This is a genomic window from Streptomyces sp. NPDC029836 (assembly GCF_055574495.1).
This window is the reverse complement of sequence record NZ_JBVHZI010000011.1, coordinates 22,023-47,865: the sequence shown is the minus strand read 5'-3', so window position 1 is coordinate 47,865 and position 25,843 is coordinate 22,023. Positions and strand designations below refer to the sequence as shown.

The following is a 25,843-nucleotide window of genomic DNA, read 5'->3' as shown; positions in this document are numbered from 1 at the left end:
GGCGGGCGCGATGATCGCCGGTCGCACGATTGCAGTGAATCGCTTTCCGTCATCACATGATGCGGTATGTGATGGTCGGTGGCAGCGTGGCGGTGGAACAGTCCCAGCGATCACGGAGTGCGCGATGAGCGGTATGCAGGACAAGCACCAGCAGCCGGGCAAGGGCCGCGAGGAGCAGGAGCGCCCCAAGCCCCAGCGCCCGGGCCAGGACGAGCCCAAGGACATGCAGGGCCTGCCGTCCCACGAGCGGAAGATCCAGAACCCCTTGCGTGAGCGCGAGCTGGAATTGGACGACGACATGCGTGACGACGAGCGGTAGCCCTCGCCGGCACGTTGTGGGCCGCCCGGGCCGCACCCCGGGCGGGCCCTGCCCTACCCCCGCGACCCTCGCCGTCCACGCCCTCTACAGTGAGCGCGTGGACCACGATCTTGAGCTGGTACGGGAGGTCCGGCGCCTGCTGGACGCTGCGGGATTCGATAACGTGAAAGGCTGGCACCAACTCCCTACGCAAGGCGGCCACTCGCCCAACAGCGGGGCTCCGCACGCGACCACGTCCGCAAGACGTGCGGCGGTGATGCTCGCGAGGCTCGGCAGAAGAACCCCTCGGCACCCCATGCCGAACACGCGAGGAAAGCGGCCCACAGCTGGTGCATGCCTCCAACGGCACATCAGTCCCGACCATCGCCGAACGCCACCTCCTGAACGACACAGTTCGGGGGCAGCACGGAGAAGTCCGTACCCCCTATGTCGGGGGTACGGACCTTTGACGTTCTCACCGGCAGCGCACCATGGACGAGCTGCTTCGATCAACCACCGGTTCGTGCGGCGGCTGCTGCCAGCAGCGCGGAGACATCACTGTCATACGGGACGATGTAGCTCTCGTGGTTGCCGAAGTCGAATGGCCGGGCCGACACCGATACCCCCTGCCCGTTCTGGGTGTCACCCAGCATTGCGGTGAGCCGCCCGGCATCACTGTCGGTGTGACTGCACTGGATGTACGGGCTCAGGCGTAACAGCACGTACCGGGTGCCGTCGGGGTGCCGGCTTCGACAGGGACGGCATAGCGCGCCGGCCTCAGGCCGATGTTGTCGTGAAGCTCGAGGCCGGCTGCGGCGTGGGTGAGCAACCGGTAGCCGGGTGCCAGGTGCCGAGGATGGTGCTGGTCTCGCAGCGCAACCAGCCGATGTCGTAGCGGCGGCCGTAGGGCAGGTGCGGGATGTCGGGGTGGATGAGGGCCGCGGCACACGTGCGGTCCGATCCGGACGGCGACGTCCTGGGCAAGGCCGGGGATCCCTCGGGTTCACGGACGGCTGCGAGCATCGCGCGGAACGCGTCGACGACAGCCTGGTCCTCGGGGAAGTTGGCTTGGCCTTGCCGGGCAGCAGCCCATTCTGCCCGTGTCTCAACTCGCCACGTCACCACCGGGGTCGGCTCCTACCAGTCGATCCGCGATGACTCGTACGGCATCGGCTCCAACGTCGAGAACGGGCTCGCCGACACCATGGTTTACGACATTCCGGCGTCCTGGCCGCAGTATCTCAGCGCTCATCCCCATCTCACCCTGAAGCTGTCCCCGTTGCTGGATGACAATCCCGAGATGGAACTCCAACTCATCGACCGCCGCGCGGACTCTCCCACCTTCGGGGCCGGCCAGGTCCTTCCCTTTCCGCAGGACTCGCGGGCGGTCCTAACGATCGAACCGGGTGTGCTCATGCGGGCTAGGGGCAGCGGGACGCTCCACTACCGGGTGGAGTACGAAGTCCACGACTCCCAAGGTTCGCGCCTGCCCGAGCTCTTCGTCCCTGTCCCCGCCGACGGATTACTGCCGACCTTCGACGCGCCGGGTGCCGCTCTCGCGGGCAACGTCGTCCGAGAGCTGGCTTACCAATGACGGCGACCGAGCAAGAGTCAAGGACCGGCCCCACCGTGCTTGCCACCGCGTCACGCTGGCTGACGCTGCTGGTCGTGGTCTTCGCCGTGCTCGTCGTGTCCCGATCCATGAGCGAGGGCATCTACGACATCGCGTTCGCCAACCTGGCCCTCGACCTCTCCGGCCTGGTCAGCACGGTCGGCCTGGTGTACTGCGTGGGCTACGGCGTGGAGGTCGTCGCCTCCGTCGCGGCCGGCCCCCTGCTGGACCGGGGCAACCCGAAGACCGTCCTGGTCGTGGCCTACCTCGTCAAGATCGGCGTTTTCGTCCTCATCGGCATCGGCTCCACGTTCCTCTCGTCCCACCTGTGGGCGATCGTCGTCGCGGCGGCCACGGTGGACCTCGTCCACCACATCGGGGAGATGGCCCTGTTCGTGCTCCTGCCGCGGATCCTCGACGCCAAGACCCTCGTCCGGGTCCAGGGCATCGGCGCGACCATCCGTTCGGTGAGCGAGCTCCTCTCCCCAGTCGTCGCGGGCCTGGTCATCGCCCTGCTCCCCGGCTCCCGTGCCCTCCTGGTCGCCGCCGGCCTGCAAGTCCTCGCCCTGGCCGTCTTCGCCGGCTTCATCGCCGTGGTGATCCGGCAGCCGGGATCCGCGCATCCGAAGTCCGTCCACGCGCAGGGGTCTGACACCACGATCGGCGTGAAGACCACCGGCGCCGCGCCCGAAGAGGAACCCGCCCCCGCCCCCCTCCCGTCCCGCCGCGTGGTGGCGCGGACCCTGGCCACCAGCCCGGCCTGGCGCCGCTTCCTCACCTTCCACGCCCTGACCGTACTCGCCCTCTCGACGGTCATCCTCTCCCTGCTGTCCCTCATGAGGGAGACCTTCGACATGTCACCGGCCCGCGCCGGCTCCTTCCTGGCGTTCTCCACCGTCGGAGCCATCATCGGTGGCCTCGTCGTCGCCAAGGCCGGCCCGGAGGGCATCTACTCCAGCCTCCGCTGGGCTACCGCCCTCGCGGGCGCCGGCACCCTGACCGCGGCGCTCCTCGGTGGGACGCAGTGGGTCCTCGCGGCCGCCCTCGTCCTCTTCGGCCTCGGCTTCACCGTCTACCTCAGGTCCGCCGGACTCCTCGTCCAGCTCCGCGCCCCCGCCGCCGTGCTCGGCACCTGGCACGGGCTCCTCGACGCCGTCATCCGCATCGTCAGCGCCGGGGCGATCCTCGCCACCGGCTTCCTCTTCGACCGCTTCGGAGGCAGGCCGGTGTACCTCGCCTTCGGCGCGCTCCTCCTGCTCACCGCAGCGCTCTGGTCCACCTTCGGCACCCAGGACCAGCACAACCTCGGCACCACCCCCCTGCACCCCGGCCCCACCCCCACCCCGTAAGGGCGGCCTGGAGAGACGGTCAGCGGTCGTTGGGCAGGCATCCGAGGTTGCGCCGGGTGGAGCTGCCGGCTTGCTCTGTGTTGTGGATCATGGGTGGGTCCCGCCTGGTGAGGGAGGGGCGTGGGTACTTTGGCCGCAGGGGGCGGGCGTGGTTGTGCGTCGGTGGGCGAGGCTGGGAGTTGCGGTGGAACAGCTGGTGCGCGTATTGCCCGACGAGGACGGCGTTCGCGTGATCGTGTGCGGGGGCGAGTTCGACCAGGACACCCTCGGTCTCCTGAGGGAGGTGGGGACGGCGGCCGTGGACGATCCGGGGGTACGACGGATCGTCCTGGACGTCACCGCGGTGACCTTCGCGGACTCCTCGATGCTCAACCTGATGCTGCTCCTGCTGCGCAGCGGCCGTCTGGTCCTGGCCGGTCCGCTACCCGACCGCCTGGGCAGGTTGTTGGACGTCACCGAGGTCCGCGCCCTGTTCACCACGACGGACGGCACCGAAGCGGCCCGCGCGCTGTGACGCCGCCCCCGGGCCGCGACCGGGGACGCGTAACGGATCGGCGCACGACGCGTGTCGGTGATGCGGCCCATCGGGTTGTCGAGGGGACGGCGGCCCCGCCGCCGGGCGAGGTGGCGGGGCCGCCACACGTTGCCGGCCCGGATGGACGGGGCGGCGGGCACGTGTCGTCACTCTCAACGTCAGTGGTAAGCGGTGCGTCACGCCGGTTGGACTGTTCAGGTGGACAGGCGGCTTTGGCACCGCCCTGTACGGGACTCCCGAGGAAGAACCCCCGCTGTGTGGAGCCGTCGAAGGCCGGGGCAGTCAGGAGATGTTCGCCGCCCAGGCGATGCCGAGCTCGGCGAGCGCGGCGAGCTGCTCCGGGCCAGCCGCTCCCGGCGCTGCTTCTGGTTGACGATCCAGACCCCGGTCCGGTGCGCGGTGCCGTTGGGGAGCTCCTCGACGTGACTGCGGCCGGGGATGCCCCGCCCTCGCGCTCCCGGTACTGGGTAAGGGCCTGAATGCCCGTCTGGAAGGCGACTGCGCCGCGCCCGGACGGGGGCACGGCCCGGGCCGCCTTCGGCGGCGCCTGACGGGCCCGTGGCGCCTTCTTCACACCCAGCTCGGCGAGTCGGGCCCGTCCCCGGCAGACCCGGCGCACCACGCATGTTCAGCATCCCCAGACCCCTGCGAAGATCGGATCTGGTCTGCGGGCTGCGGGATGACAGCCCGGATGCCTCGTCGACGAAGGTGTCCATGGATCGCGCGGGACGAATAGGCGCGATCCGCCAGGACGGTTGTCGGGCGCGTTCTTGGCCTTCCGGGCCCGCTGCGCGGGATCCGAATCCTGGCCATGACCGCCTGGAAGGCCGGCGCGTCACCAGCCTGGCCGGCGGTGACGTGGATGCCCAGAGGACGGGCCCGGCTGTCACTGGCCAAGTGGACCTTCGTGCTCAGCCCGCCACGGGAACGTCCGAGCGCGTGATCCTCAGGCTCCGACCGGCCGGGCGCCCCCTTTTCCTGGCTCCGGCCGAATGTTGGTGAGCCCGGCAGACAGTGGAGTCCACAGAGACCGTCCAGTCCACTTCGTCACCCTCATCTGCCAGCTACTCGGTGGCGCTCCCGGGCGACCGTGACGCCGCACAGTCCCCGATCTTCTTCTCGGGCTCCAAGCTGGCTCCGGATCTGTCGCTGCCCCGAGTCCGTGAGCGGTGGCAGAGCGCGATGCCGCCATCGTTGGCGCAGGCCCAGGCATGGCAGGTGGCGGAGGCCAAGGTGCGAGCCGCAGGTGCAGAGCTGGGCGCCGGTGGTCGGCGGGAAGGCGCGGGGGATGTGGCCGCTCTCGGCGACCTGATCGTTATCGCTGCTGCCACCTCGCCGCGACTTGTGCGCCGGGAGATGAGGGAAGCGGCGTACCAGTTCGAGCGTGCTTCCCGTGCTCCGGGCGACCGCGCGCTTGAGGGACGGTCGCGCAGCCTCTATCGCGAATCGGGGCAGGCCCTGTCCCAGTCCGCAGCCGCCTTGGGCCGCAATGACGCCGTTGCCGCGCTCGGCTTTTTGTTGGCCCTGGTGACAGCGGTGGATGCCTGCGCGCGATGGCACGAGGCCCGTGAGCACCGGGCCCAGGCGCAGGCGGCGGGTACGCGGGGCGTCTGTTGCGTGAGGCCGTCGAGGTGACCGTGGGGGCGAGTGCGGAGCAGAGGAGTCGACCGGCGTCCCGGCGGAGTGCGACGAAGATCGGTGCTCGCGGGACGAAGGCTTCGTCGGAGGAGCAGCGGCAGATGGTCAAGGTGATTCAGGACGTCCTTCCGCAGCACGCCCAGGAGATCATCTCGGCCGAGGCCCGGCCTGTTCTGCGCGGGAGTCTGCTGGAGATCGCACGCGGGGGTGTGGACGTCACGGGAGTGCTCGCCGCGGTGGCCGGCCGACGTGAGCTCGGGTCTGCGGACTCGGTCGCCGAGGTGCTTACATGGCGGTTGGAGGGGCGGCGCCGACGACGCAGTTCGGCTGCGGAAGTCTCCACCCGATGGAATCCGTTGTCGACGTCGGACGGCGGTGCCAGGACCGGCCCCGTGCCGGCTCGGGGGTCGCAGACACCAGGACTGCGCCCGCCCGGGAGTGAGCGTGGTCAGGGCCCGAAGAGGGCCCGCTAGCACAGGGGAGATGCTGGATGGGAACACCAGGAGTGCCGACACCCATCGAGGGGGATCCGTTTGTCGACGCCACGAATCAGGCGATGCAGGCGGCATCCATGGCCGTGCGGTTGGTGATGGCCATTGCGGATGCGGTACGACGTCAGCAGGAGCAGCAGCAGGGAGTCCAGCGGGCGCTGCCGTCCGTTGAGGAGTCACTCGAAAAGGCGGGTGAGGAGTCGAAGAAGCTCCTGCCACCGGACATGGCGACGGCGCTCATGGGGCAGGCGGACTGGCCGCGGATGGCGCAGCAGCTGATGGCCTTGAAGGCTGCTGGTGTGGATCTGGATGGGTTCCTGCCGCGTGTTGGTGAGATCGCGGTGAGTGTGCGTGACCAGCTGGCCCAGAACCAGGCCCGGGTCGCCGGGGACGGGACGGGCGAGTTCGAGAAGCTGCTCCGGGAGACGCTTCCGGCGGGGCCGGTGCGCGAGGCGATTCTGTCCTCGCCGACATGGCCCGACATCGCGGCGACGATGGGACGTCTGAAGGAGAGTGGCGTCGATGTACGGGGGATTCTGACGGCGGCTCACGAGGAGGGCCTCGGCGTCGACCAGGCCGTCGCCAAGGTGCTCGGTGCCGCGGAGCCCGGCACGAGCCGGGACGCGCTTATGGCGTACGGGCCGCTGACGACCGGCCTGGATCTGCCCCGCGATCTCGATCTTTCCGACCGGCAGCGGGCGCTGCGGCAGCTGGCCATCTCCCCGCAGGAAAATGAGCGCTTCATGCGGATGATGCGCGAGGCACTACCGGGCCGAGAGAACGAGTCGAACCTGCTCCTGACGGCCAAGAAGTGGCCGCTCATCGCCGCGCGGATGGCCGTGATGGAGGGAGAGGGCATCGACCTGGAACCCCACCTGGAGCAGTTGACGAAGAACACGAAGTGGGAGAAGGGATCACCGACGGGCCTCAGCTCCCGTTTGCTGGGAGCGGCCCATCAGGCTCTTTCGAACCCGCCGGACGCACTGCCGGATTCAGCCAAGAGGGTGAACACCAAGGCGGCCACGGCGCAGTCGGGCGGGGGCCCTACTAAGGCTCGGGCGTCCAAGGGGGCCACGCCCGCGGAGCCGGCCGTCGCCGCGCACCGGACGGCCGGGCCCACTGCCAAGCCGAGCAAGGCCAAGTAGCCGCATCGCATGGGCCCGCAGCCCCTTGAGGGGCTGCGGCTCGTTCATCGCGCAGAGGCCTGCGGGCCGGATACGCGCGGGGCTGGATATAGGTCAGGGGCGGGTGGCGCCGAAGTAGTCTCCTTCGGGCATGGCGTTCGCCAGGGGGACGACCTCGACGTTCTTTCCGGTGCGAGGGGCATGCAGGACCTTGCCGTCGCCGGCGTAGAGCCCGACGTGGTAGATGGCGCCCGCGCCGCCGTGCGACCAGAACAGGAGGTCGCCGGGTTGCAGGTCCGCGCGCGCGACCGCGCGGTTCGAGGTCGCCCCGAATTGCGGTGCGGCGGTGCGCGGCAGTTGGGTGCTGGGCCAGTAGGCGTACTGGACGAGCGATGAGCAGTCGAAGCCGGCTGTGATGGACGCGGAGCAGGAGCCAGCGAGGTACCCGTTGACGCCGTCGCAGAAGCCGGTGGTGGGGCCGGAGGGGGAGCCACCTCCCCATGAGTAGGGGGTGCCGAGGCGGGCGGCCGCCCGGCGGACGGCGTCCGGCCCGTTGCCGTTGCCGGAGACCTGGAGTTGGCCCGGCCCCTCGTACCGCGGGATGCCGGCGAGGATGGCCTCGACGTAGCCGTAGGTCTCGCCGCCGGCGAATGACTTCGGGGGTACGCCGCCGTACTCCTCGACCCGTCCCCAGCCGGCGTTGTAACCGGCGAGGGCGAGGCCGCGGACGTCTCCCGGGTAGCCGGAGCTCTTCGCGGTCTTGATCAGGGAGCACATCATGCGGCCCTGCGCGGTGACCGCGTCACCGATGTCCCAGGGTGAGTTCTGACCGTTGCCGTCCGCGTCCTGGCCCCAGGTCGCCCACGTGCCGGGCATGAACTGGGCGGGGCCCTGGGCGCCGGCGTACGAGGTGGCTTCGGCGCGGCTCGTCTTGAACTTCGATTCCTGGTAGAGCTGCGAGGCCAGCAGGGCCGGGGTGAGTTCGGGTTCGGGACAGGCGGCGTCGGCCTTCAGGATCCACTCCCGGAACTCCTGCGGGACACCTTGCAGACCGCGGCCGCCGTCGGTGGCGTAGGCCTGGGCTTGGGTGTCGGAGGCTACGAGCAGAATGCCGAACACGATCACCATCAGTAGGGCCGTGAGAGCCCCGGTGATCACGGCAAAGATCTTCACTCGCCCCCCAGCGATTCCTTCACGCGTCCCTCGTCCGGGTTTCGCGTGTCTGTCCTATCGGAGTCCGGGCCGGGCTGTGGCCGGCGCGGCATCTCACGTAGGGTCAGGTCACGTTTCCTTGGCGCTGGTTCGCACAACGAAACGTCGACCGATGTGTACCGGACACTGTACTTTCAGGTCCGCCGCTTCGGGGATGATGCGGCTCGGGGGTGTGGGGGATGAGGACCGAGGTCGGTGTGACCGCAGGTGCTATTGCCATCCTGTGCGTCCCGAGTTGCCCGTCGTCATAGTGAGACATCTGTGACCTGCCCTCAGCACCGTGATTCGGGGTTTTGCAGGCACGCTAGCCTCAGCTGTCCCACGAACCAAAGTCGTGGCTGAAAGCGTTTGTTTAGGGGGGAGTTGTGGCGTGATTTCACATCCGGTGACATCACATCAGGAGGGCCTTTCGATGGCCCCGCTCCGGTACGCACTGATTCCCGTCCAGGGATTCGGCATTGCAGAGGCGACCGTGACGGAGATGCTGGACGAGGACTCCGGTGGGGCGCGAGCGCGCGTTCTGGCGCCGACGGAAGTCATTCCGTACGGCGCCCAGCCGGTACTGCTGGCCGACACCACTGTGTACGGGGCGACGCGCGCGCAGGAACTGCTTCTGCGTTGGGGGCAGCTGCCGAAGCCGTGGCTTGTGCTGGTCGCCGACGCCCCAACCCGTCCGGTGGCCGATGCCCGGTATCTGGTGCGTGCCCTGGAGAGGCGGTTGGCAGGGGTGGCCAGGGTGCCGTACCTGCCGGTGCTGCGCGCGGTGAAGGGGCCGGAGGAGGCCTTGGACCACAAGGACGTCATGGCCGCGGGCGAGAAGCTGCGGCGCACGATTGAAGGGAACTGACGACGATGCACAACGCAATCACGATGGCCTCCGACCTGATCATGGCGGCGCCGATGGACATCATTCCGGCGGCCAAGCCGGAGGCGATCCCCGGACTCTCCGGGACCGTCTCCAAGATCTTCGGCTACGGGCTGTGGGCGTTGGCCCTGGCTGGGGCGGGAGGCGTGGGGTACGGGGTCTTCAAGCTGGCGACATCGGACAAGTCCCGCAACGGTGGTGGTAGCGAACCGTTCAAGTGGATGGGCGGCGGGATCATCGCCATCCTCATGTCGAGCACCCTGATCGCGGTCCTCAACGGCATCGCCGGATAAGGGAGCAGAGGCATGTCTAGGACACAGGCGTGGACCAGCAAGGGCATGTGGCTGGCGGGTCTCGCGACCGTTGCGGTGCTCGCGCTGACCGGGTACGGCTTGCTCGGCGGGGACGGCAGGGACTCGGAGGGGGCTGCACAGGGCAAGGCGCCTACGGCAGCCGGTCCGGGCGCGAGCCAGGGCCCGCCGAGCCCCGCCGCGTCGTACGAGCAGCCGAAGGACTGGACCGAGCCGGAACGGTGGGCGGCGCTCCCGCGAGGACAGTCCGTCGACGTCCACGGCAGCAAGGTCGGCTTCCCCCACACGAAGGAGGGGGCGGTCGCCATGATGATGACGGCCGGCAATACCGCGGTCGGTGACGGGAAGTCGGGGGTATCGGAGCAGCTTCGGGTCTACCGCTCGTACTTCGCAAAAGCCGACCAGAAGCCCGAGGTGACCGCGGCGGCGGAGGAGCTCGGCAGGTCCCAGGACGACCGCCTAGCCAAGCAGATGGGAGGCAGCCCGGGAAAGCTGCCGGCAGGCGCGTACATGCGCATGACCCCGGTGGGTTTCAAGGTGGTCAAGCAAGCGGAGAACGAAGTCAGCATCTGGGTGCTGATCAATGCGGTTGAGCGCAGCGGAGAAATGGCGCAGGAGTCGGGAGCCTACCTCCGGGACCTCTACACCGCGCAGTGGGCGGATGGCGACTGGAAGCTGTCGCCCACTGCCACGCAGAGGGTCAAGCAGGAAACCGGTCTCCAGGACGCGCCGGCGATCGTCGCTCCCGGTGACGCCGCGTTCAATCAGGCTGGGTGGACGGCATTGCGGGAGGCTTCGTGAGTCGGCGGCTCATATCGCTGCTGCTGGCCCTTGTTGTCGTGCTCGGCCTCGGCGCGAGTGCCTCGCCTGCGCTCGCCGATGACCCCACACCACAACCCAGCCACAGCCGAGGTGTGGGTGAAGCTGTCGTCGATGGGATGTGCCGGGCGACCGTGGGGTCGTTGCTCGACGTGACCTCGAAGGCCCTCGGTGGAGTGGGCGGCAACGTCTTCTGCCGTGGCACGGCGAAGGTTATCGCCAAGGAGGTGAAGGAGTCGTGGAGGGCGATTCAGGACAGCATCTTCGGCGACTTCATCACAGCGTGCACGGACGTGACGAAATGGCTCTTGAAGCTGTCCTTCACCAGCATGCTGATCAACCCGTCGATCGACCTGAACGCCACGGGGCTGTGGAACAAGGAGAGCGGTAGAACCGGTTTGGCGGGCGCCCTCGCGTGGCTGGGGCTGGTGGTCGCGGCCGGTGGCTTCGTGTGGCAGTTGGGTCGAATGGCGGTGACCGGGCAGATGAAGCACGCCGGTCGGGCCATGGCCGGGTGGGCGGAGAACATGCTGATCTCCGCCGTCGGGGTCGGCCTCATCGCGCTGCTGCTTCAGCTCGGAGACGAGATGTCCCGCGGGCTGGTGAGCATGACCTTCTACAGCGGCAAGGAGGGTTGGAAGGACATGGAGGCCTTGATGGTCCCCAAGGACCTGGCCAATCCGATCCAGGCCGCAGGGGTCACGGCGGTGTTGATCCCGTTCGCCTTCCTTCAGATCCTCTCGATGTTTCTGCGGGAGCTGGCCATCCCCATCCTCGCGCTCATGCTGCCGATCGCCGGCGCCGGCCGAGTGGGCGGGGACACGCTCCGAAAGTGGCTGCCCGCACTGATTACAAGCGTTCTGGTCATCGTGGCGCACAAGCCGCTTCTGGCCATCATCATGTGCACCGGGTATGCCCAGGTCGGGAATCCGGGCCTGCTGGAGTGGTTGCGCGGCTGTGTCACCTTGCTTCTGGCGCTGATCGCGCCCATTCCGCTGATGAAGGTCTTCATGCCGTTCGGTATGGCGGTGGGCAGCGGTATGTCCGCGGGGGGTGGCGCGAGCGGTGCGCTCGCGGGTGCCGCGGGCTTCTTCTCGGGCGGCGGCAAGAAGGACGGCTCGTCGGCACCGCCGTCAGGGCCTGACTCCTCCTCTTCGTCTTCGTCGCCGTCCGGGCCCCCGTCGGGGCCGCCCAGCGCGGTGGCGCACGCCCAGTACGTCGAGCGGAACCGCAAGCGCGGTGACGACGATGAGCCCGAGGGCGGTGTGGGCCCTGTGCCGGGACCTCGGAAGCCGCCGGGTGGTGGCGGCGGGACGAGCGGACAAGCCGCCGAGGGCGAGGCCGCGAGCACGGGCTCGGCTGCCGCGGGTGGCCCGGCCGCCGTCGTCTTGGCCACGACCATTGAGGTCATCGACGGCGTCAACAACACGATCAAGAGTGCAAGTGACACGGCGGGCGGGGGAAGCTGATGAGTGCACACGAGGTACCGAAGACCTTGATGGTCGACGGCTTCCGTGCCCGGCATTCATTCGGGCTCGGAGGGCTGTCCAAGAGCGCGACGATCACCGCCGCGCTGGTGCTGCTCGCGGACGGTCTGATCGCCACGCAGGCACCGGCCACACTGCTGGTGACGCTGCCGATCACGGCGGCCGGCCTGGGGCTGGCCGCCGCGCGCAGGCACGGCATGTCCGCGCTGGCCTATTACTGGGCGAAGCTGTCCTGGAGGCGGGCGGCCCGGTTCGACGCCACGTCCTACCGGCGTCTGTTGCTGCCGTACCCCTACGTGCTGGATCTGCCGGGCGTGGGCGCGTCCTCCACCCTGATCAAGGCCTTCGACCCGACGTCGGGCCGGGACATCGGTGTGGTGCACGACCGGGCGACGGGACGGATGACGATCAGCACGTTGCTGGCTCCCGGTGGAAGTCTGATGGCGCCCACCGGGGCCGTCCACAGCAGCTTGCGAACCTGGGCGTCCGTGCTCGATTCGATGTCCACCGATGAGCAGATCAAGGGCGCTTCGGTGACGGTGCAGATCACCCCGGGCGCCGGCGAGGCCCTCGGTGATGATGTCAAGGCCCGCAAGGACCCGCACGCGCCGGAATTGGCGAAGCAACTGATCGACGAGCTCGTGCGGACCACTCCGCATGCCACCGCCTCGGTGGCGCCGTGGATGTCGGTGACGGTGGACCCCAGCGCGTCGGTGAATCCCCCGACGGATCTCGCCGAGCAGGTCGCGGAGGCCATCAAGGTCGTCGACTCGCTCGACCTGTCCGGTACCGGAACCGACATCGAACGCCGTTGCACGGACATCGACCTGCGCCGTCTGGTGCGCAGTGCGTACGATCCGGACGTCTTCAACGCCCGCGACGCCGATTTTGCGGATCTGTCGTGGGGGGAGTGCGGGCCGCAGGCCGCCGACGACGGTTGGGAGGAGTACGCGCACGACGGCGGGGTGTCGGTGTCGTGGGTGCTGCGCGAGCTGCCGCGCCGCCCCATTCCCTACAGCGTGCTCCTGCCGCTGCTGGCTCCCGGCCGTTTTCAGAGGCGGATCACCCTCGCCTACAGGGTTTTGGACCCGTACGAGGGCGAGGCCGTGCTGGAGCGGGAGATCAGCCACGCCTACCAGCGCGAGCAGGCGACCGCCGAGATCAAGGGCCGGGCGAAGTGGTCGCAGCGGGCCGACTCCCGGCGCGCGGAGCAGGCCGCCGCCCAGATGGCCGGCGGTGCGCAGGTCGTCGACTGGACGCTCATGGTGACGGTGACCGCGCGTCGCACCGCTGATCTCCCGGCTGCCCGCCAGGAGCTGGAGCGTGCGGAGAAGGCCACCCGTGGGCTGCGCATGCGTCCTGCCTACGGTGCCCAGGCCGCTGTCTTCGCGGCCGGCCTGCCCCTGGGCTACAACCCTCTCGTGAAGGACTAGCAGAGCGATGGCACGCAAGCCCAAGCCGCCGCCGGTGACCACGCCCAAGCGCATGGTCCGTGCGGCGGCCGATCAGGCTCCCACCCGTCAGGAGCGCGAGGAACGCAAAAGGCTCAGGGCCCGGTACGCGCCGCGTCTGGGCTGGGGCGGCCGCTTCAGCGGCCGTGCCCCGGTCGAGGACACCGGCACCGTCTACACCGGCCCCACCGTCCAGGCCGGTGGCATCTACCCCTTCATCCTCGGCTCCGGACTACCGCCGCGCGGCGTGCCGATCGGCCGTGACCTGCTGACCGGTGAATTGGTGTGCGTCGATCCGTCCGGCTGGACGGGGAGGTTGACGACCAACCCCGGGGTGTGGGTGATGTCCCAGCCGGGTGCGGGCAAGAGCGCACTGGTCAAGCGGATCTGCCTGGTGTACTCGGCGTACGGCCACATGGTGTGCGTACCCGGTGACGTCAAGGGCGAGTACTCCACGCTGATCTCGGAGCTCGGCGGGTCCGTGGTCCGCATCGGGGACGGCATCGGCCGTCTCAACCCCCTCGACAGCGGTCCGCTCAAGGGCCGCGTCCAGTCCCTACCGGCCGACCGGCGCCAGTCCCTCCTCGACGTCCTCAACGGGCGTCGACTGGAAACCCTGGTCGCGCTGCTGTCGACCAAGCACGGGTTGGGGCGCTCGCCGGACGAGATCGAGCGCAGCGCCCTGGACACCGCTGTCCATGTCGCCTCCGCCGCGCAGGAGTCGGGCAGCGACCCGATCATCTCCGACGTCGTACGCGTCCTGCGGGCCGCGCCGGAGGAACTGCGGACGAAGCTGACCGCCGACGGCGAGCGCTACCAGGACCTGACCCGCTCGGTCATCGCCGGGCTCGACAACCTCATCGGCGGGCCCCTGCGAGGCCTGTTCGACGGCCCGACCACCACCCCGCTCGACATCAACGCACCCGCGGTGTCGGTGGACATCAGCGCCCTGCGGGCTCGTGGCAACGACGTCGTCAGCGCGGGAATGATCGCCACCTGGGCGTACACGTACTCCTCGATCGACTCGGCCCGCTCGATCGGCCTGATGGACCGCAAGCTGGTCCTCCCGATGGACGAGATGTGGCGGGCGCTGCGGTCCGGTCCCGGCCTGGTCGACGCGATGGACGCGATCTCGCGGTTGAACCGGACCACGGACGACGTGACGATCTACGTGACGCACTCCCTGCTCGACGTCGAAGCCCTGCCGACCGAGCAGGACCGTGCCAAGGCGAGAGGTTTGATGGACCGTTGTGACACGTGGGTGATCGGGGCTTCGTCCGAGGAGGAGTTGCGGCGCGTCACCGGCAAGCGGTCGCTGACCGAGCAGGAGCGCATGATGATCGGCTCGTGGTCGTCGGCGACGTCCACCGGCCTGGACATCGACCCCACCGTCTACGACGACGAGGAGGGGGCGCGGCCCGTCGAGGAGGAAGGCACCCGCCACCCCGGGCGCGGCAAGTACCTGATCAAGATCGGTACCCGTCCGGGCATCGCGGCGGCGCTGGAGCTGACCGGCACCGAGAAGCGGCTCTACCGCACGGACACCAACCAGCGACGCGCCAGCACTTCGGGGGGCAGCCGATGATGACCGAGAACGACAAGGCGTGGGCGGCCGGGGGCACCCTCTTCGGCGGCGTCGTGATGCTGTCCGCCGCCTCCTGGGCGGGGGCCGCGGCGGGCGCCGTTCTGACCGGCGAAGAGGTTGCCCCGCTCACCCCGCTGACCGTCTACCGCATGGCCACCGACTGGGCATCGGTGTGGCCCCAGTCCCACACCGCGTCGGCGATCGGCGCCGGCTTCCTCGACATCGTCGTCGTCGTCCTGGTGGTGTGGGGGCTGCGGCTCGCCTTCCGCTGGTACCGAAACGGCTCCGGCCTCGCCACCTTGGACCAGGTCCGTGAGCTGACGCCGAAGCCCGCGGCCCGTACCGCCACCCGCCTGCGGGTCTCCCTGCGGGACACCAAACCCAAGGAGATCGAAGCCAAGGACCGCGGTGTGCTCCTGGGCGACCACCTTCCCTCCGGCGTGGAACTGCGCGGATCCGACGAGGACACCTACCTCGCGATCATGGCCCCGCGCGCGGGCAAGAGCACCTCCCTGTCCATCCCCGTCGCCGAGGAGGCACCCGCAAGCCTGCTGATGACCTCCAACAAGGCCGACGTGTACGCCGCCACGCTGCGCTCGCGCTCGCGGGTCGGGCAGGCCTGGGTCCTCGACACCCAGGGCGTCGCGCAGACCGAGCGGGCCATGTGGTGGGACATGATCGCCCAGGCGGAAACCCTGGAAGGCGCTGAACGGCTGGCCAGCCACTTCGTCGGGCAGATCACCAGCGAACAGGGCGACCCGTTTTGGAGCCAGGCCGCCAGCGACCTCCTGGTCGGCCTCTTCCGCGCCGCATGGTGGGACGGCGGCACCGTCCGCGACGTCATGAAGTGGCTCTCGGACCCCAACGAGAAGGCACCCATGCGGGTGCTCTACACCCACGAACCCGTCCTCGCCGAGCAGGTCGAATCCTCGGTCAACATCGCCGAGGAAACCCAGTCGGGCATCTACCAGAACGCACGCACCGCCATGTCCGCGCTCCGTGACGAGAAGGTGCTCGCGTGGGTGACCCCCGACGAGCACCGTCCGCGCTTCGACCCCGAACCCTTCGCCACCAGCAAAGACACCCTCTACCTCCTGAGCAAGAAGGGCGGCCCGGCATCGGCCGTCGTGGCCGCTCTCGCCGACGCGGTCTTCACCGCCGGCGCCGAGGCGGGCGAACGGGCGGGCGGACGCCTGCCCGAGCCGATGCGCGCCGTGCTGGACGAGGCAGCCAACATCTGCAAGATCGGCGACCTGCCGGACCTCTACAGCCACCTCGGCTCCCGCGGCATCACCCCCTACGTCATCCTCCAGAGCTACCGCCAAGGGGTGAGGGCATGGGGAGAGGTCGGCATGGACGCGATGTGGGGAGCCGCGACCCGCAAGCTGATCGGTGTCGGGCTCGACGACGCGAAGTTCGCCTCCGACGTCAGCACCCTCACCGGAGCCCACTACGTCGGCCGCGGCTCCTACTCCAAGTCCAAGGAGGGCTACAGCCAGAGCGTCTCCGAGCAGCGCGAGCAGATCCTGGACCCGGCCGACATCCGCGCGATGAGGAAGGGCACCGCCCTGCTGATGGCCACCGGCATGCCCGTCGCCCAGATCGGCCTGCGGCCCTGGTACGCGGAGAAGCTCCTGGCACACATCGGCCCCCAGATGAAGGCCGAGGAGAAGGCCATTACCGAGCGCGCCATCGTCGCCTACGAGGAGCGGAAGGCCGCACGCCGTGGCTGACCCGGAACCCGAGCTGCCCGACTTCGACGTGCCCGTCGGTCTCTTCCAGGACCTGGAGGACCTCAAAGCCACCGTCAACTCCCTCACGGCTCAGCTGAAGGCCCTGACCGACAGCTCCGGGAACGACCCTGGCGGGGACCCGGCCGACGACGCGCACGAAGCCGGCTCCGACGAGGCCGACGAGGATGAGCCGCAGTACCCGCCGCTCATCCTGCTCCTTGACCCGCCCGAGTACGACGACGAGCTGCGCGCTCTGATCGAGTGGGTGGAAGGTGTCCTCGTACCCGCCTACCTGGGGGAGCCGTCCGCCGACGCCCGCTGGTGCCCCATGTGGTTCGAACACACCGTCGCCGTCGCACGCCTGCACGCCGTATGGCTGGCATGGCAGGAACTCACCGACCCGACGACGTCCGGCTACCTCGGACCCTCCACCTGGCACCGCGACCACCTCGACCCCTGCCTGAGGGAATTGCGCACCTCCAGCGGCCCGTTCGCCGGCTGCACCAAGGGCGAGCATCAGATTGACCACCGCATGCCCGGCATCGTGCCCAGTGCCTGGCGCCTCGCAGAGGACTGACAAGCGCGGGTCGGGCGGGCTCAGGCGGACCCGGCTGCCCGCCGCCGGGGCTGACCACAAGGGTGGGCAACGCCGGGCGCGGAGCCGGGGCGGTGACGACACGTGTTCCGCCGTGAAGGGCCGGAACACGGGCACGTGTCACAGCTCACGGTCGAAGGTCACAGGAACGTGCCGTAGCCCCTGGCCGACTGCGAGCTGACCGCTCCTACTGCCCCGGGATGTCCTTTGGAGTGATCCGGTTCGCCCAGGACGCGGCGGCCGCTAGGTCGGGTGCCGTGCCGATGGCCTGATCCGAACGGACAGTGGGGCTGGCTCCCGGACGCGCCGGCCATCACCGAAGCGTTCGCCGACACCCTCACCCAGGAAGGAGGCGGTACTCGATGATGATGCCCGCCGACCCTGAGACCGACGCCACGCAACTGCGTCAGACGATGGCCAAGGCCCTCGCCGAGGACGGCGCCCTTGCCGATCCGGCCTGGCGCCAGGCAGTCGAGGCGGTGCCGCGCCACCGGTTCGTGCCCGGCTTCTACCTGCCCGCCGACGAACGCGACATGCAGGGCCTGACGGTGTGGAGCCGGTCACCACCGACCTCGACTACGGTCGGTGGCTGGCCGCCGCCTACTCCGACACCACGCTGATCACCCAGTTTGACGGCGACGAACCGGACTGGGAGCAGCCCACCGTACGCCACGGAGGGGCCCCGACCTCGTCCTCCACGCTGCCCTCGCTCGTCGTGCAGATGTGGACGGACGCCGACGTCCGCGAGGGGCACACGGTGCTGGAGATCGGCACCGGCACCGGCTACTCCACCGCGCTCGCCTGCGAACGTCTCGGCTCCGCCGCCGTCACCTCGATCGAGGTCGACCCTCACCGGCTCAGCCAGGCCGCAGGCGCCCTGTACAGCCTGGGCTACACCCCGACGCTTGCGGTGGCGGACGGCCTGTACGGGTACTGGCCCGAGGCGAAGTTCGACCGGATCGTGGCCGCCTGCTCGTTCCGCGCGGTGCCCCCGGCCCTGCTCGCGCAGACCCGGCCGGGCGGGAAGATCCTCCTCACCCTCTCCGGCTGGCTCTACGGATACGCCCGCGTCCTCCTCACGGTCGGCGCAGACGGGACCGCCGAGGGCCGACTCCTGGGCGGCACGGTGTCGTTCATGTCGGCGCGTACGCACGCGGCGCCGGTGTTCGGCAACCCCGCCCACTGGGTCGCAGGGCTGCCGGAGATGTCTCGTACGACACCGCACAGTCCGGAGCGGATCAGCGCCGCCCCCGAGGAGGCGTTCCATCTGCGGTTCCTCGCCCAGAGCGCTGTGCCGGAGGCGCAGTTGACGACTGTGGGCAAGGTGGTGCACCTGGTTGATATCGTCACCGGCTCCGCCGCCACTCTCACTCCGTATGACGGGGGTTGGCAAGTGCGCGAGGGCGGCCCGCTCAAGCTGTGGGAGCGGATCGAGCGCGTCCTGGATGCCTATGACGCAGCCGGCCGGCCGGGGCCGGAGACCTTCAGCCTGCACGTCTACGCCGGCGGTCAGCATCTGCGGCACCCGCAGATGCCCGGCCTGCCACTGCCTCGGCCCTGACCGGCCCGTACGGTTCGGGCGTCCGGTGGGAGAGAGCACCACTCCCGCCGGGCGCCCGGCATTTCAACCGGTCAGGATGCCCCGGCTTCGCGCACGCCCATTAGGGCGTCGCGCGGATGTCGATGTCGCCAGTTCCGAAGCAGATGTACAGCGGGAAGGCGCCAGCGCGCCCCTCCTGTCCGAACGGTCGGGTTGCCTTCACCGAAGGGGCGTCACGCGGTGGGTCCACGACGGCGCCCCGGGTCAGTGCCCTTGTGGCGCAGATTCGACGGCTGCTCGGTGCTGTCCTTCCGCTTGCGGGGCGAACCGCCGGCGGGGGGCTTGCGGACGGTCGTGGACTGAGCCGTGCGGCTGATCTCGACGGCCGGGGCGCCGAAGCGGACGTACTGCTGATACTTATGTCGCCCTCTACGCTGCGGTGCTGCATGGCCGGAGCGTGAGGGCCCGGCTCGGGCGTCCCCGCCCAGGCCCCGCGGTCGATCTCGATGAGACCGGTCAGCAAGCCTTCGGAGTGCAGTCGTTCGGCGTTGGTGCGGGCCACCGAGAACGCGGAATCAGGTCGGTCCGGCGGGTACAGGGCGGATCTTGTTCAGGACCGGATCGCGCAGGTACTGGTGCGGTAGCTTGAACGTTCCGGTGCGGTAGCTGTCGAGGCGGCCTTGGGGCAATTGCTGGCGTCCGAAAGCTAGCTGCCGGCGAGGTGCTCGTGAGCATCTCGCCAGCAGCCCTGCCCCGCGTCACCTTCACTGGTGACACAGAGCCGGGCCGCGTGTGAGGACGGCTTCGACGCCAGGTGCCAGCGCGCCGGGGGCGCGGGCCACCAGGGTGGCCTGGTGGGGTGTTGTCACTCGGGTTACTTGCCCCGTCCGCGCCCACGCTCGGGAGGCGTGTGGTGCGGCCCGCCGCCCGCTCCCGGCGGGACATCCGGACCGCTCTTCGGCGCGGGGCGACGGCGTGTCGTGGTAGATCGGGCCCGCGCCGCGTTCGCGTCGACTCGCCGGGACGCGGCCGGGCCTGCGAAAGGCCGTGTGCCCTTCTGGTCGTCCCCGTGTTGGCGAGCAGCCGTGACGGAGTCACTGCTGTGGATGATCCAGTCGGTGGCGCGGAAGTGAGAGGAGAGGGTACGGCCGAGCTGGGTCGCGTCGAAGGGGCCACTGGACTCGAAGACCCCCAGGGACATCGGCCTGCCCAGCGTCATCTCCCACCTGCCCGCCCATTCGGCCAGGGCAGGAAAGGCTTCCATCACCGTCTGCTTCTCGACGTACCCGTGCCCGCCCATGAAGTCGCCCGGATACCGGTCGGAGTGGTGGGCGTTCCAGTGTTCACGTGCGGCCCGGACGATCGCGGTGCTGTTGATATCGAGGTCGAAGTCGCTGGGCTCAGGTTCGGCGCCGAGGCGCCACATCAAGTCGTAGGGGCGGCGCACAGGGCGGTCCTGGTCGCTGCCGAGCCATTCCCGGAGGCGTTGCGCCGCCTCCGGATTGCCGGCCGCCAGATCCTCCTCGCGAGGCAGTGTCTTGTGGAGGCCGGAAAAGAAGTCTGCGCCGGTGCCCTTGAGACGGATGTCGACCTGGGATGCCTCGATGCCGTCCTGCCCCAGTGCCTCCAGCATCTCCGTGCGGAACCCTTGGTAGAGCTCCGGTGTCATCCCCATGGGAGCCTCACCATTGAGCAGCCATTTGACCTGGACCGGGTTGATGCCGAGGAAGTCCAGGTCGCGCTGGGTGATGGCGTAGCCGGAGTCGTCATGGGGCCACCAGTCCGGGAACTCCTCCTCGCCCTCCAGTATCCGGGCGATGCGGCGGTCGAACGGATCGGCGGGATCGAGCTCCGCCGTGATCGTAAGAGGCTGCCACCGGGAGCCGGGTTCATCGGGGACCTGGGCCGTACTTTCCTGCACGACGTTCTCCGGTTCTTCGGCGTCGGCCAGAACGGGGGCACCGAGTGCGACGCTGCTCGCCGCTGTCTGTTCCATGGCAGGGGCCGGGGGTCCGGCGGCGAAGACGCCGTCGAGCGTGACCAGGCTGTCGCCCGGCAGCGTGACCCACTCCTTCTGCCCGAAATAGCCCATCCCGGTCATGGGGAGGGACAGGATGTCCTCGGCGGGCTTGAGGTCGGCCAGGACCACGCCGCCCCCGCCACGCTGCTCCAGCCAGTCGGCCACGATCTGACGGTCTGCGGACCAGCTCGCCAGCGGCCTCTGGCGGACCTCGAAGGTTTCCCCGACGTCCAGGCCCGCCCAGTCCGGCTGTCCGGCTCCCTCCGGCCAGCTCATCGCCCGGTAGGACATCACTTCGGTGATGCCGTGTGCGGCGAGGGCCTCCTGGGTCATCTCGTACTGGGTGCGCAGGAACTCCCGCAGCGCGTCGCGGTTGTAGCTGAGTTCGAGGTCGACGGCGAAGCGGGTCTTGGGGTCCATCCGCCATTCCAGCATTTCGGTGAGGCCGAACTCCTCACGGGTGGCCTGCTGCAGCGCGAGCACGCGTACGTTGTTGTTGGAGCCGTACGACCATGACCCCATCAGCTCACTGACCGCGATCATACGGACCAGGGTGTCGGCCTGCGGGCCGTCCATGGGCACCGCCATGTCCGGGGCGTGCCGGGGATTGCCCGCGTCGAGTTCATCGATGTGAAGGACATCGGCCCCCATGGAGGGGTACTGCTCGTTGTGCGGGACCAGCACGTAGCTGCCGTCGCCCAGATGGTCCGCCATGTCGTTGCCGATGTTCAGGCCCATCGCCGCGAGGACGAGCTCGGGCGTGGGCGATCGCATCCGTTCGGCGATGGCCCGGATCGCGATGGTCTTGGCCTGGGGTGTGCTGTTGATCCGGCCGTTGCCGGTCAGCAGCGCCTCGCCGACCCGGAGCAGGTCGGCCCGTGCCTGCGAGCCCACTGGTGGGGGCAGCGGGTGGTGTCGCTCTGGTGCCGGCGCGGGCAGTGCGACGTGGTGACCGGGCGGCCGGGGCAGCAGTGCCCCGGTTCCGGTCGCGTGTTCAGCAATCTGGCCGAACCGTTCCATGACCGTGCCATGGAGCTCGGGCCGGGCAACGTGCTCGAACAGGGGTCGCAGACCGTCGAGGTGGCGACGCATGATCTCGATGTCGCCGGGAGGAACCGGATTGTCCACCCAGGAGAACACGTGCGGTTCGGCTTGTTGGAAGAAGGTGGTGACGAACGGGTTCGCCGGGTCCGGGAGGAGGGCGCGGGACGTGGCACCGTCATCGACCGTGATCAGGCTCTGCTGCTCCCCGAGTGCGAGTTGGGAGATGGTGAAGCCGTGGGTTGCGGTCAGCGCGTGGTGCAGGCCGAGGAACACACCGTCGCGGGTCCCTGCCGCCCCTCGCTCCGCCAGCTCGGCCAGGTCCTGGTGGCGGGCGGAGGCCGGTTCACCAGGCATGTGATCGGTGTAGACCGTACGCGGGCCGATCGGGTGGGACAGCGGAACGCGAGAGCCCACTGCGCGGCCGACGTAGGCGTCGAGCAGTCTGTTCACCAGGTCCTCGGCCCGCGCGTGCTCCTCGTAGACGGCGCGGGTGCCGTCGTCGAAGGTGACCAGCTCTCTTTGTGTGATCCCAACACCGTGGCCGAGCGCCTCGCAGGCGATCACGTGCGCGCCGGTGACGGGGTGCGCGGGCAGCGACGTGACGTCGGTCGACGCGGTTCGGGGTGTGAATGGCTCACCGTTCAGCACTGAGTCGAGCGCAGGACGGACCTTCGGCCAGCTCGCGGCGAAGCCGGGATGGAGGTTGATGTCCGGGACCTGGGAAAGGGGGACCCAGGCGAGGGCCAGGGACTCGCCCTCGACAGGCCGGACAGCCATTCGCCGGTCGACCGAAACGATCACGGTGTCATACGACCAGCCGCCGTGGTCGTCCCGTACGACTCGCTCTACGCGGGCCCGGGCGGGATCGAAATCGCTCTCCTCAACTGCTTCACGGATCGCGGCCTCGGCTGCGGACTCGTTGCTGTCGCGGGCGCCTCCGAGCAGCGACCACGTGTCCCCGTGGTCGGTGTCCGTGTCCCTGTGGTGCAGGAGCACGTACCCCTCGCCGTCCGTGCCGCGGTGGACGGGCAGCATCCCGGCGGCACCGAACTGGCCCCAGTGTCCATGGCCCTGAGCACAGTTCACCCAGCCGTCACCCGCCATCGCGGGCAGCGTGGTGGTTCCGGCTTCTGTCCCGGACGTCTCATTGCCCAACTGCTCACTCATCGCAGCCCCGGTCTGCTCGTTTCGATACGTGGTGCCGTTGCCGGCCGTCCCTCTGGGCCGGGGCCCCGGCGGCGGCGGGGTCATTCACCGCGCAGAAACTCCTCGGCCTGGAGCCGCAGAGCCGTGGGGGCGGCGGACCAGGCCGGGGTCCGCATCAGCTCGCGCAGCTTGACCTCCTTGACCTCCCGCGGAGCGTCCTCACGCAGTCCGACATGAGGCCACACCCGGTCAAGGTCGTCGTACGGCAGGTCCCAGTGGGAGCCGAAGGCGGACTCGGCGTCGCCGGACGGTTCCAGAGACGGGACCAGGACCTCGTCGGCGGTGGCGGCGGGGGTGATCTCGACGGTGGTGAGGCCGAGCCGGTCGATGGCCGCGCGGAACAGCACCCGGTGGTCTTCGACGGTGCCGGCGGAGGGCCGTTCTCCCGGGTAGAACAAGGTGAACACCCAACCGGACTTGCCGATCCGTGCGACGTCCAGGACGAGGCGGGTGCCGTTGTCATCGGTGAAGGAGCGGTGCGCGATGCTCTCCGCCGCTCCGGGCCCCTCGCTACGGGGCGTCGCGTCGAGCAGGAACGTGCCGAGCAGCCAACGCTGCTGGTCGGATGTCAGCTCCCCGTGGGAGAGCGCGCGGAGCGCGGGCCACAGCATGAAGAAGGGTCCCTTCTGAGGGTCGACGGCAACGTGAGGTTTCATGATCGCTTCTGCACCCGGGCCGGCACAGCCGAATTTGCTGTGAGATGGATCGGATTGCTCCAGGCCTGCCCTCCGGCGGCGTCTTCGACGGTGACCCGGCAGAACCCCTGCCCGAACATGGTCACGGGCAGGGAGCACTCCGTCAGCGCCTCGCCCTCGACGACCTGGAGGCCCGGAGCGCCACCGGTGATCAGTATTTTGCTCACGGGCGAAGAGCGCACCGTGATCAGGCCGTCGTCGAGCCTGATGTCGTGCAGCTCGGGGCCGGTGCTGGAGTAGTAGTGACCGGTCTTCAGGGCCGACAGGAGTGCTTCCGGGTCGAGGGACTTGGCGCGCACCTGGACCCAGGCCACGCAGCCAGGCGGATCCTGGGGCTGGAAGTGGGCGTCGTCGGCAGCGTATGCGTTCAGCCGATGTCCACGGTTGAGGAGGACGTCGGTCAGGTGCCAGCTGTCGCCCCGGTGCTCGCGCTCCGCGAGTGCGTTGTACACCTCGACTGCATGGGCGGCGTCCAGACTCTCGGCATCGGCGGTGGTGAGCAGCGAAGCCGCCGGGTGGGCCATGCCGATGAACGCACCCGCCGCCCGTGCCCGGCGCGCCAGCTCCGGTCCGCTCTCGCCCGGCTCGGGAGGGGCGAAGCCGAGGGGTAGCCCCACCGCGACGATGTGCCACTTCGGCCCGGCCTCGGTACGCGGGGCGTGTAGCTCAGCTCCGAGCAGTGTGGTGAATCCCGGTGTACGCAGCTGCCGGGTGTCCGTCAGCGGGAATCCGTACTCGGCCCGGAAGTGATCGGTGACGGCCAGGAAGTCGTAGCCGGCCTCCTGATAGCGCTGCGTCACTTCCGCGGGTGAGAGCGCCCCGTCGGACTGGTTGGAATGGGTGTGCAGGTTCCCGCGCCAGAACCGGCCGGGCTGATCGAACGGCAGATCAGTCATGAGCATGAGTCGTCGCACCTCGGGGGTTGGGGACCGGGAGAAGATCGGGCCTGCTGGCGGGCAGGGACCGTTTCGAGGTTCCTGAGCCGGTCGACTTCGGCCAGGGCCGCCGTGTGCAGGTGCACCGCCCAGCTGCGGGGGCCGGGTGCGGCTCCGTACCCGTGATCCTGGCGGCGTCCGGCGGCCCGGCCGGCGGATGGCTGGTGCTCAACTGGTTTGCCCTCCTTCGGTCAGTCGATGGGCTCGGCGGCGTAGGTGCCGTCGCCGAGCGGGACGTCGGTGAGCTCGAAGCGCTGCGTGCGTCCGTCGATGTGGTGGGTGATGACGGTGCCGCTGGGCCGGGTGGTGTCGTACTGGCCCGGGCCGCAGGTGCGCAGCAGGGTGTACCGGCGGAGCGTGCGTGCGCACTCCAACGGGGCAGCTGACGCGAGACCTTGACCGGCTGCGGTCCAGCGGTTCAGTAGTCGGCGGGGGACGGTGGCGGCTCCGGCCAGCAGTGCGGTGGAGGAGGTGGTGATGAGAGCGCCGGACAGGATCTCGGTGAACAGTTCGGGTAACACGAGGGGCCTTTCGCGGTCGGTGTGGTCCGCTCGTCTAGCGGGCCGCGCCGACTGTGGAGGACGGCGGGGTTAGCCGCGCAACCCCCTTCTCACCCGGGCTCTTGGCCGGGATCGTCAAACATGACGCGGGGTACGTCGTCATCGGGTCCCCAGCCCGGGGGCGGGTCGAACGCGGACGGCACGTCGTCGCCGCCCCATGAGACCGGGGTGGGGGCAACGCCCAGACGGGCGAAGGCGTCTCGGAAGACCGGGACGTGCTCCCGGTCCATCTGGTAGGCGATGTTCTTGTGCCAGCTGGGGTTGTCCGGGTCCCATACCGGGCTGATCGGCGCGCTGATCCCCTCGGGCCACCAGCCCTCGCGGACTCCGCGCGGGATCGTGCGGGACAGGGCGACGGTCGGGCCGTTGAGCTTGCCGATCGTGCTGCGCAGCCGGTCGGCGTCGATGTGGCCGTTTCCGTCGATGACGACCATCTCGGCGAACCGGCGGGCGCCGGCGGTCAGGGCGCGGAGGTAGCGCTCGGCCCGGTCGGCGGTCCAGCCGGTGTTGACGGTCGTGACAGTGAGCTCGGCCCGGTGCGCGGCGGCGAGGGCGACGAGTTTCTCGGCGAAGGCCTCGTCCACGCCCTCGATGGTGATCTTCATGGCGGCTCCGGAGGATTCTTACCCGGTTCTCCGGGTTCTTCATGTCAAGTATGGCCCGCCACGCCTCGCTCCGGTGTGGAATTTGGAGAATCCAGCGAGATTTCTCCATCGGATCGGGCGATGGGGCGCGGCA

21 protein-coding genes and 2 pseudogenes are annotated in these 25,843 nt (G+C 69.4%); 15 read left to right on the top strand and 8 right to left on the bottom strand.

All coding sequences use genetic code 11. The annotated features are described in order from the left end of the window. Window positions 1-124 precede the first annotated feature (124 nt). A complete protein-coding gene (locus ACZ4XJ_RS27470) occupies window positions 125-319 on the top strand; it encodes a hypothetical protein (RefSeq protein ID WP_362883549.1) in 195 nt (64 codons plus the stop codon). Between the two features lie 488 nt (window positions 320-807). Here ACZ4XJ_RS27470 and ACZ4XJ_RS27465 read toward each other — a convergent pair whose 3' ends face one another. Then, window positions 808-1,020, bottom strand: a complete 213-nt coding sequence (locus tag ACZ4XJ_RS27465) for a hypothetical protein (RefSeq protein WP_468497766.1) — start codon at window positions 1,018-1,020, stop codon at window positions 808-810. A gap of 227 nt (window positions 1,021-1,247) precedes the next feature. On the opposite strand from ACZ4XJ_RS27465, the gene ACZ4XJ_RS27460 reads away from it, so the two are divergent. From ACZ4XJ_RS27460 to ACZ4XJ_RS27450, 3 genes are all read left to right on the top strand, one after another. Further along, window positions 1,248-1,892: a hypothetical protein gene (locus ACZ4XJ_RS27460; protein ID WP_468497765.1), complete on the top strand. Its 645-nt coding sequence runs from the start codon at window positions 1,248-1,250 to the stop codon at window positions 1,890-1,892. A gap of 35 nt (window positions 1,893-1,927) precedes the next feature. Then, window positions 1,928-3,259 carry an MFS transporter gene (locus ACZ4XJ_RS27455; RefSeq protein ID WP_468497764.1) on the top strand — a complete coding sequence of 444 codons (1,332 nt, stop codon included), beginning with the start codon at window positions 1,928-1,930 and terminating at the stop codon, window positions 3,257-3,259. Window positions 3,260-3,443: 184 nt separating this feature from the next. Then, complete coding sequence (locus ACZ4XJ_RS27450) at window positions 3,444-3,773, top strand: STAS domain-containing protein (protein ID WP_362883542.1); 330 nt, start codon at window positions 3,444-3,446, stop codon at window positions 3,771-3,773. Between the two features lie 591 nt (window positions 3,774-4,364). Here the strand turns inward: ACZ4XJ_RS27450 and ACZ4XJ_RS27445 are convergent. Beyond that, window positions 4,365-4,819 (bottom strand): annotated as a pseudogene (locus ACZ4XJ_RS27445) (transposase); the annotation flags it as partial. Here ACZ4XJ_RS27445 and ACZ4XJ_RS27440 point away from each other — a divergent pair. Both ACZ4XJ_RS27440 and ACZ4XJ_RS27435 read left to right on the top strand, forming a co-directional pair. Further along, window positions 4,809-5,429: a hypothetical protein gene (locus ACZ4XJ_RS27440; protein WP_468497763.1), complete on the top strand. Its 621-nt coding sequence runs from the start codon at window positions 4,809-4,811 to the stop codon at window positions 5,427-5,429. The pseudogene ACZ4XJ_RS27445 and the gene ACZ4XJ_RS27440 sit on opposite strands and share 11 nt — an antisense overlap. Before the next feature lie 508 nt (window positions 5,430-5,937). Continuing rightward, a complete protein-coding gene (locus ACZ4XJ_RS27435) occupies window positions 5,938-7,068 on the top strand; it encodes a hypothetical protein (protein WP_468497762.1) in 1,131 nt (376 codons plus the stop codon). A 93-nt stretch (window positions 7,069-7,161) separates the two neighbouring features. Here ACZ4XJ_RS27435 and ACZ4XJ_RS27430 read toward each other — a convergent pair whose 3' ends face one another. Further along, window positions 7,162-8,220 carry a C40 family peptidase gene (locus ACZ4XJ_RS27430; protein ID WP_468497761.1) on the bottom strand — a complete coding sequence of 353 codons (1,059 nt, stop codon included), beginning with the start codon at window positions 8,218-8,220 and terminating at the stop codon, window positions 7,162-7,164. A 451-nt stretch (window positions 8,221-8,671) separates the two neighbouring features. Here ACZ4XJ_RS27430 and ACZ4XJ_RS27425 point away from each other — a divergent pair, with 451 nt between their 5' ends. The 9 genes and pseudogenes from ACZ4XJ_RS27425 (at window position 8,672) to tgmC (ending at window position 18,666) form a co-directional block, all read left to right on the top strand. After that, window positions 8,672-9,106 carry a hypothetical protein gene (locus ACZ4XJ_RS27425; RefSeq protein ID WP_468497760.1) on the top strand — a complete coding sequence of 145 codons (435 nt, stop codon included), beginning with the start codon at window positions 8,672-8,674 and terminating at the stop codon, window positions 9,104-9,106. A 5-nt stretch (window positions 9,107-9,111) separates the two neighbouring features. After that, window positions 9,112-9,417, top strand: a complete 306-nt coding sequence (locus tag ACZ4XJ_RS27420) for a hypothetical protein (RefSeq protein WP_468497759.1) — start codon at window positions 9,112-9,114, stop codon at window positions 9,415-9,417. 12 nt (window positions 9,418-9,429) lie between these two features. Then, window positions 9,430-10,236: a hypothetical protein gene (locus ACZ4XJ_RS27415; RefSeq protein WP_468497758.1), complete on the top strand. Its 807-nt coding sequence runs from the start codon at window positions 9,430-9,432 to the stop codon at window positions 10,234-10,236. After that, entirely contained in the window at window positions 10,209-11,723 is a 1,515-nt protein-coding gene (locus ACZ4XJ_RS27410) for a hypothetical protein (RefSeq protein ID WP_468497757.1), read from the top strand. Before ACZ4XJ_RS27415 ends, ACZ4XJ_RS27410 begins: the two co-directional genes overlap by 28 nt. Further along, the gene (locus ACZ4XJ_RS27405) at window positions 11,723-13,174 is read left to right on the top strand and encodes an SCO6880 family protein (protein ID WP_468497756.1); all 1,452 of its coding nucleotides are present in this window, start codon (window positions 11,723-11,725) and stop codon (window positions 13,172-13,174) included. The genes ACZ4XJ_RS27410 and ACZ4XJ_RS27405 overlap by 1 nt, the downstream gene beginning before the upstream one ends. Window positions 13,175-13,181: 7 nt before the next feature. Then, a complete protein-coding gene (locus ACZ4XJ_RS27400) occupies window positions 13,182-14,777 on the top strand; it encodes an ATP-binding protein (protein WP_468497755.1) in 1,596 nt (531 codons plus the stop codon). Then, a complete protein-coding gene (locus ACZ4XJ_RS27395) occupies window positions 14,774-16,510 on the top strand; it encodes a type IV secretory system conjugative DNA transfer family protein (RefSeq protein WP_468497754.1) in 1,737 nt (578 codons plus the stop codon). The genes ACZ4XJ_RS27400 and ACZ4XJ_RS27395 overlap by 4 nt, the downstream gene beginning before the upstream one ends. After that, a complete protein-coding gene (locus tag ACZ4XJ_RS27390) occupies window positions 16,503-17,087 on the top strand; it encodes a DUF4913 domain-containing protein (RefSeq protein ID WP_468497753.1) in 585 nt (194 codons plus the stop codon). The genes ACZ4XJ_RS27395 and ACZ4XJ_RS27390 overlap by 8 nt, the downstream gene beginning before the upstream one ends. A gap of 380 nt (window positions 17,088-17,467) precedes the next feature. Beyond that, window positions 17,468-18,666: pseudogene (gene tgmC / locus ACZ4XJ_RS27385) on the top strand (ATP-grasp peptide maturase system methyltransferase). An 853-nt stretch (window positions 18,667-19,519) separates the two neighbouring features. Here the strand turns inward: tgmC and ACZ4XJ_RS27380 are convergent. The 5 genes from ACZ4XJ_RS27380 to ACZ4XJ_RS27360 all read right to left on the bottom strand — a co-directional run bounded on the left by ACZ4XJ_RS27380 (window position 19,520) and on the right by ACZ4XJ_RS27360 (window position 25,710). After that, a complete protein-coding gene (locus ACZ4XJ_RS27380) occupies window positions 19,520-22,876 on the bottom strand; it encodes an NUDIX domain-containing protein (RefSeq protein ID WP_468497752.1) in 3,357 nt (1,118 codons plus the stop codon). 80 nt (window positions 22,877-22,956) lie between these two features. Beyond that, the gene (locus ACZ4XJ_RS27375; RefSeq protein WP_468497751.1) at window positions 22,957-23,571 is read right to left on the bottom strand and encodes a hypothetical protein; all 615 of its coding nucleotides are present in this window, start codon (window positions 23,569-23,571) and stop codon (window positions 22,957-22,959) included. Beyond that, complete coding sequence (locus ACZ4XJ_RS27370) at window positions 23,568-24,512, bottom strand: CehA/McbA family metallohydrolase (RefSeq protein ID WP_468497750.1); 945 nt, start codon at window positions 24,510-24,512, stop codon at window positions 23,568-23,570. Before ACZ4XJ_RS27370 ends, ACZ4XJ_RS27375 begins: the two co-directional genes overlap by 4 nt. A 224-nt stretch (window positions 24,513-24,736) precedes the next feature. Then, the gene (locus tag ACZ4XJ_RS27365; protein WP_468497749.1) at window positions 24,737-25,066 is read right to left on the bottom strand and encodes a hypothetical protein; all 330 of its coding nucleotides are present in this window, start codon (window positions 25,064-25,066) and stop codon (window positions 24,737-24,739) included. A gap of 89 nt (window positions 25,067-25,155) precedes the next feature. Continuing rightward, the gene (locus tag ACZ4XJ_RS27360; protein ID WP_468497748.1) at window positions 25,156-25,710 is read right to left on the bottom strand and encodes a hypothetical protein; all 555 of its coding nucleotides are present in this window, start codon (window positions 25,708-25,710) and stop codon (window positions 25,156-25,158) included. Window positions 25,711-25,843 lie beyond the last annotated feature (133 nt).

Excerpts from the sequence above, each read along its gene's own strand:
- ACZ4XJ_RS27470 (WP_362883549.1), top strand. The coding sequence starts at position 125 with ATGAGCGGTATGCAGGACAAGCACCAGCAGCCGGGCAAGGGCCGCGAG.
- ACZ4XJ_RS27425 (WP_468497760.1), top strand. The coding sequence starts at position 8,672 with ATGGCCCCGCTCCGGTACGCACTGATTCCCGTCCAGGGATTCGGCATT.
- ACZ4XJ_RS27420 (WP_468497759.1), top strand. The coding sequence starts at position 9,112 with ATGCACAACGCAATCACGATGGCCTCCGACCTGATCATGGCGGCGCCG.
- ACZ4XJ_RS27415 (WP_468497758.1), top strand. The coding sequence starts at position 9,430 with ATGTCTAGGACACAGGCGTGGACCAGCAAGGGCATGTGGCTGGCGGGT.
- ACZ4XJ_RS27405 (WP_468497756.1), top strand. The coding sequence starts at position 11,723 with ATGAGTGCACACGAGGTACCGAAGACCTTGATGGTCGACGGCTTCCGT.
- ACZ4XJ_RS27400 (WP_468497755.1), top strand. The coding sequence starts at position 13,182 with ATGGCACGCAAGCCCAAGCCGCCGCCGGTGACCACGCCCAAGCGCATG.
- ACZ4XJ_RS27395 (WP_468497754.1), top strand. The coding sequence starts at position 14,774 with ATGATGACCGAGAACGACAAGGCGTGGGCGGCCGGGGGCACCCTCTTC.
- ACZ4XJ_RS27380 (WP_468497752.1), bottom strand. The coding sequence starts at position 22,876 with ATGAGTGAGCAGTTGGGCAATGAGACGTCCGGGACAGAAGCCGGAACC.
- ACZ4XJ_RS27375 (WP_468497751.1), bottom strand. The coding sequence starts at position 23,571 with ATGAAACCTCACGTTGCCGTCGACCCTCAGAAGGGACCCTTCTTCATG.
- ACZ4XJ_RS27370 (WP_468497750.1), bottom strand. The coding sequence starts at position 24,512 with ATGCTCATGACTGATCTGCCGTTCGATCAGCCCGGCCGGTTCTGGCGC.
- ACZ4XJ_RS27360 (WP_468497748.1), bottom strand. The coding sequence starts at position 25,710 with ATGAAGATCACCATCGAGGGCGTGGACGAGGCCTTCGCCGAGAAACTC.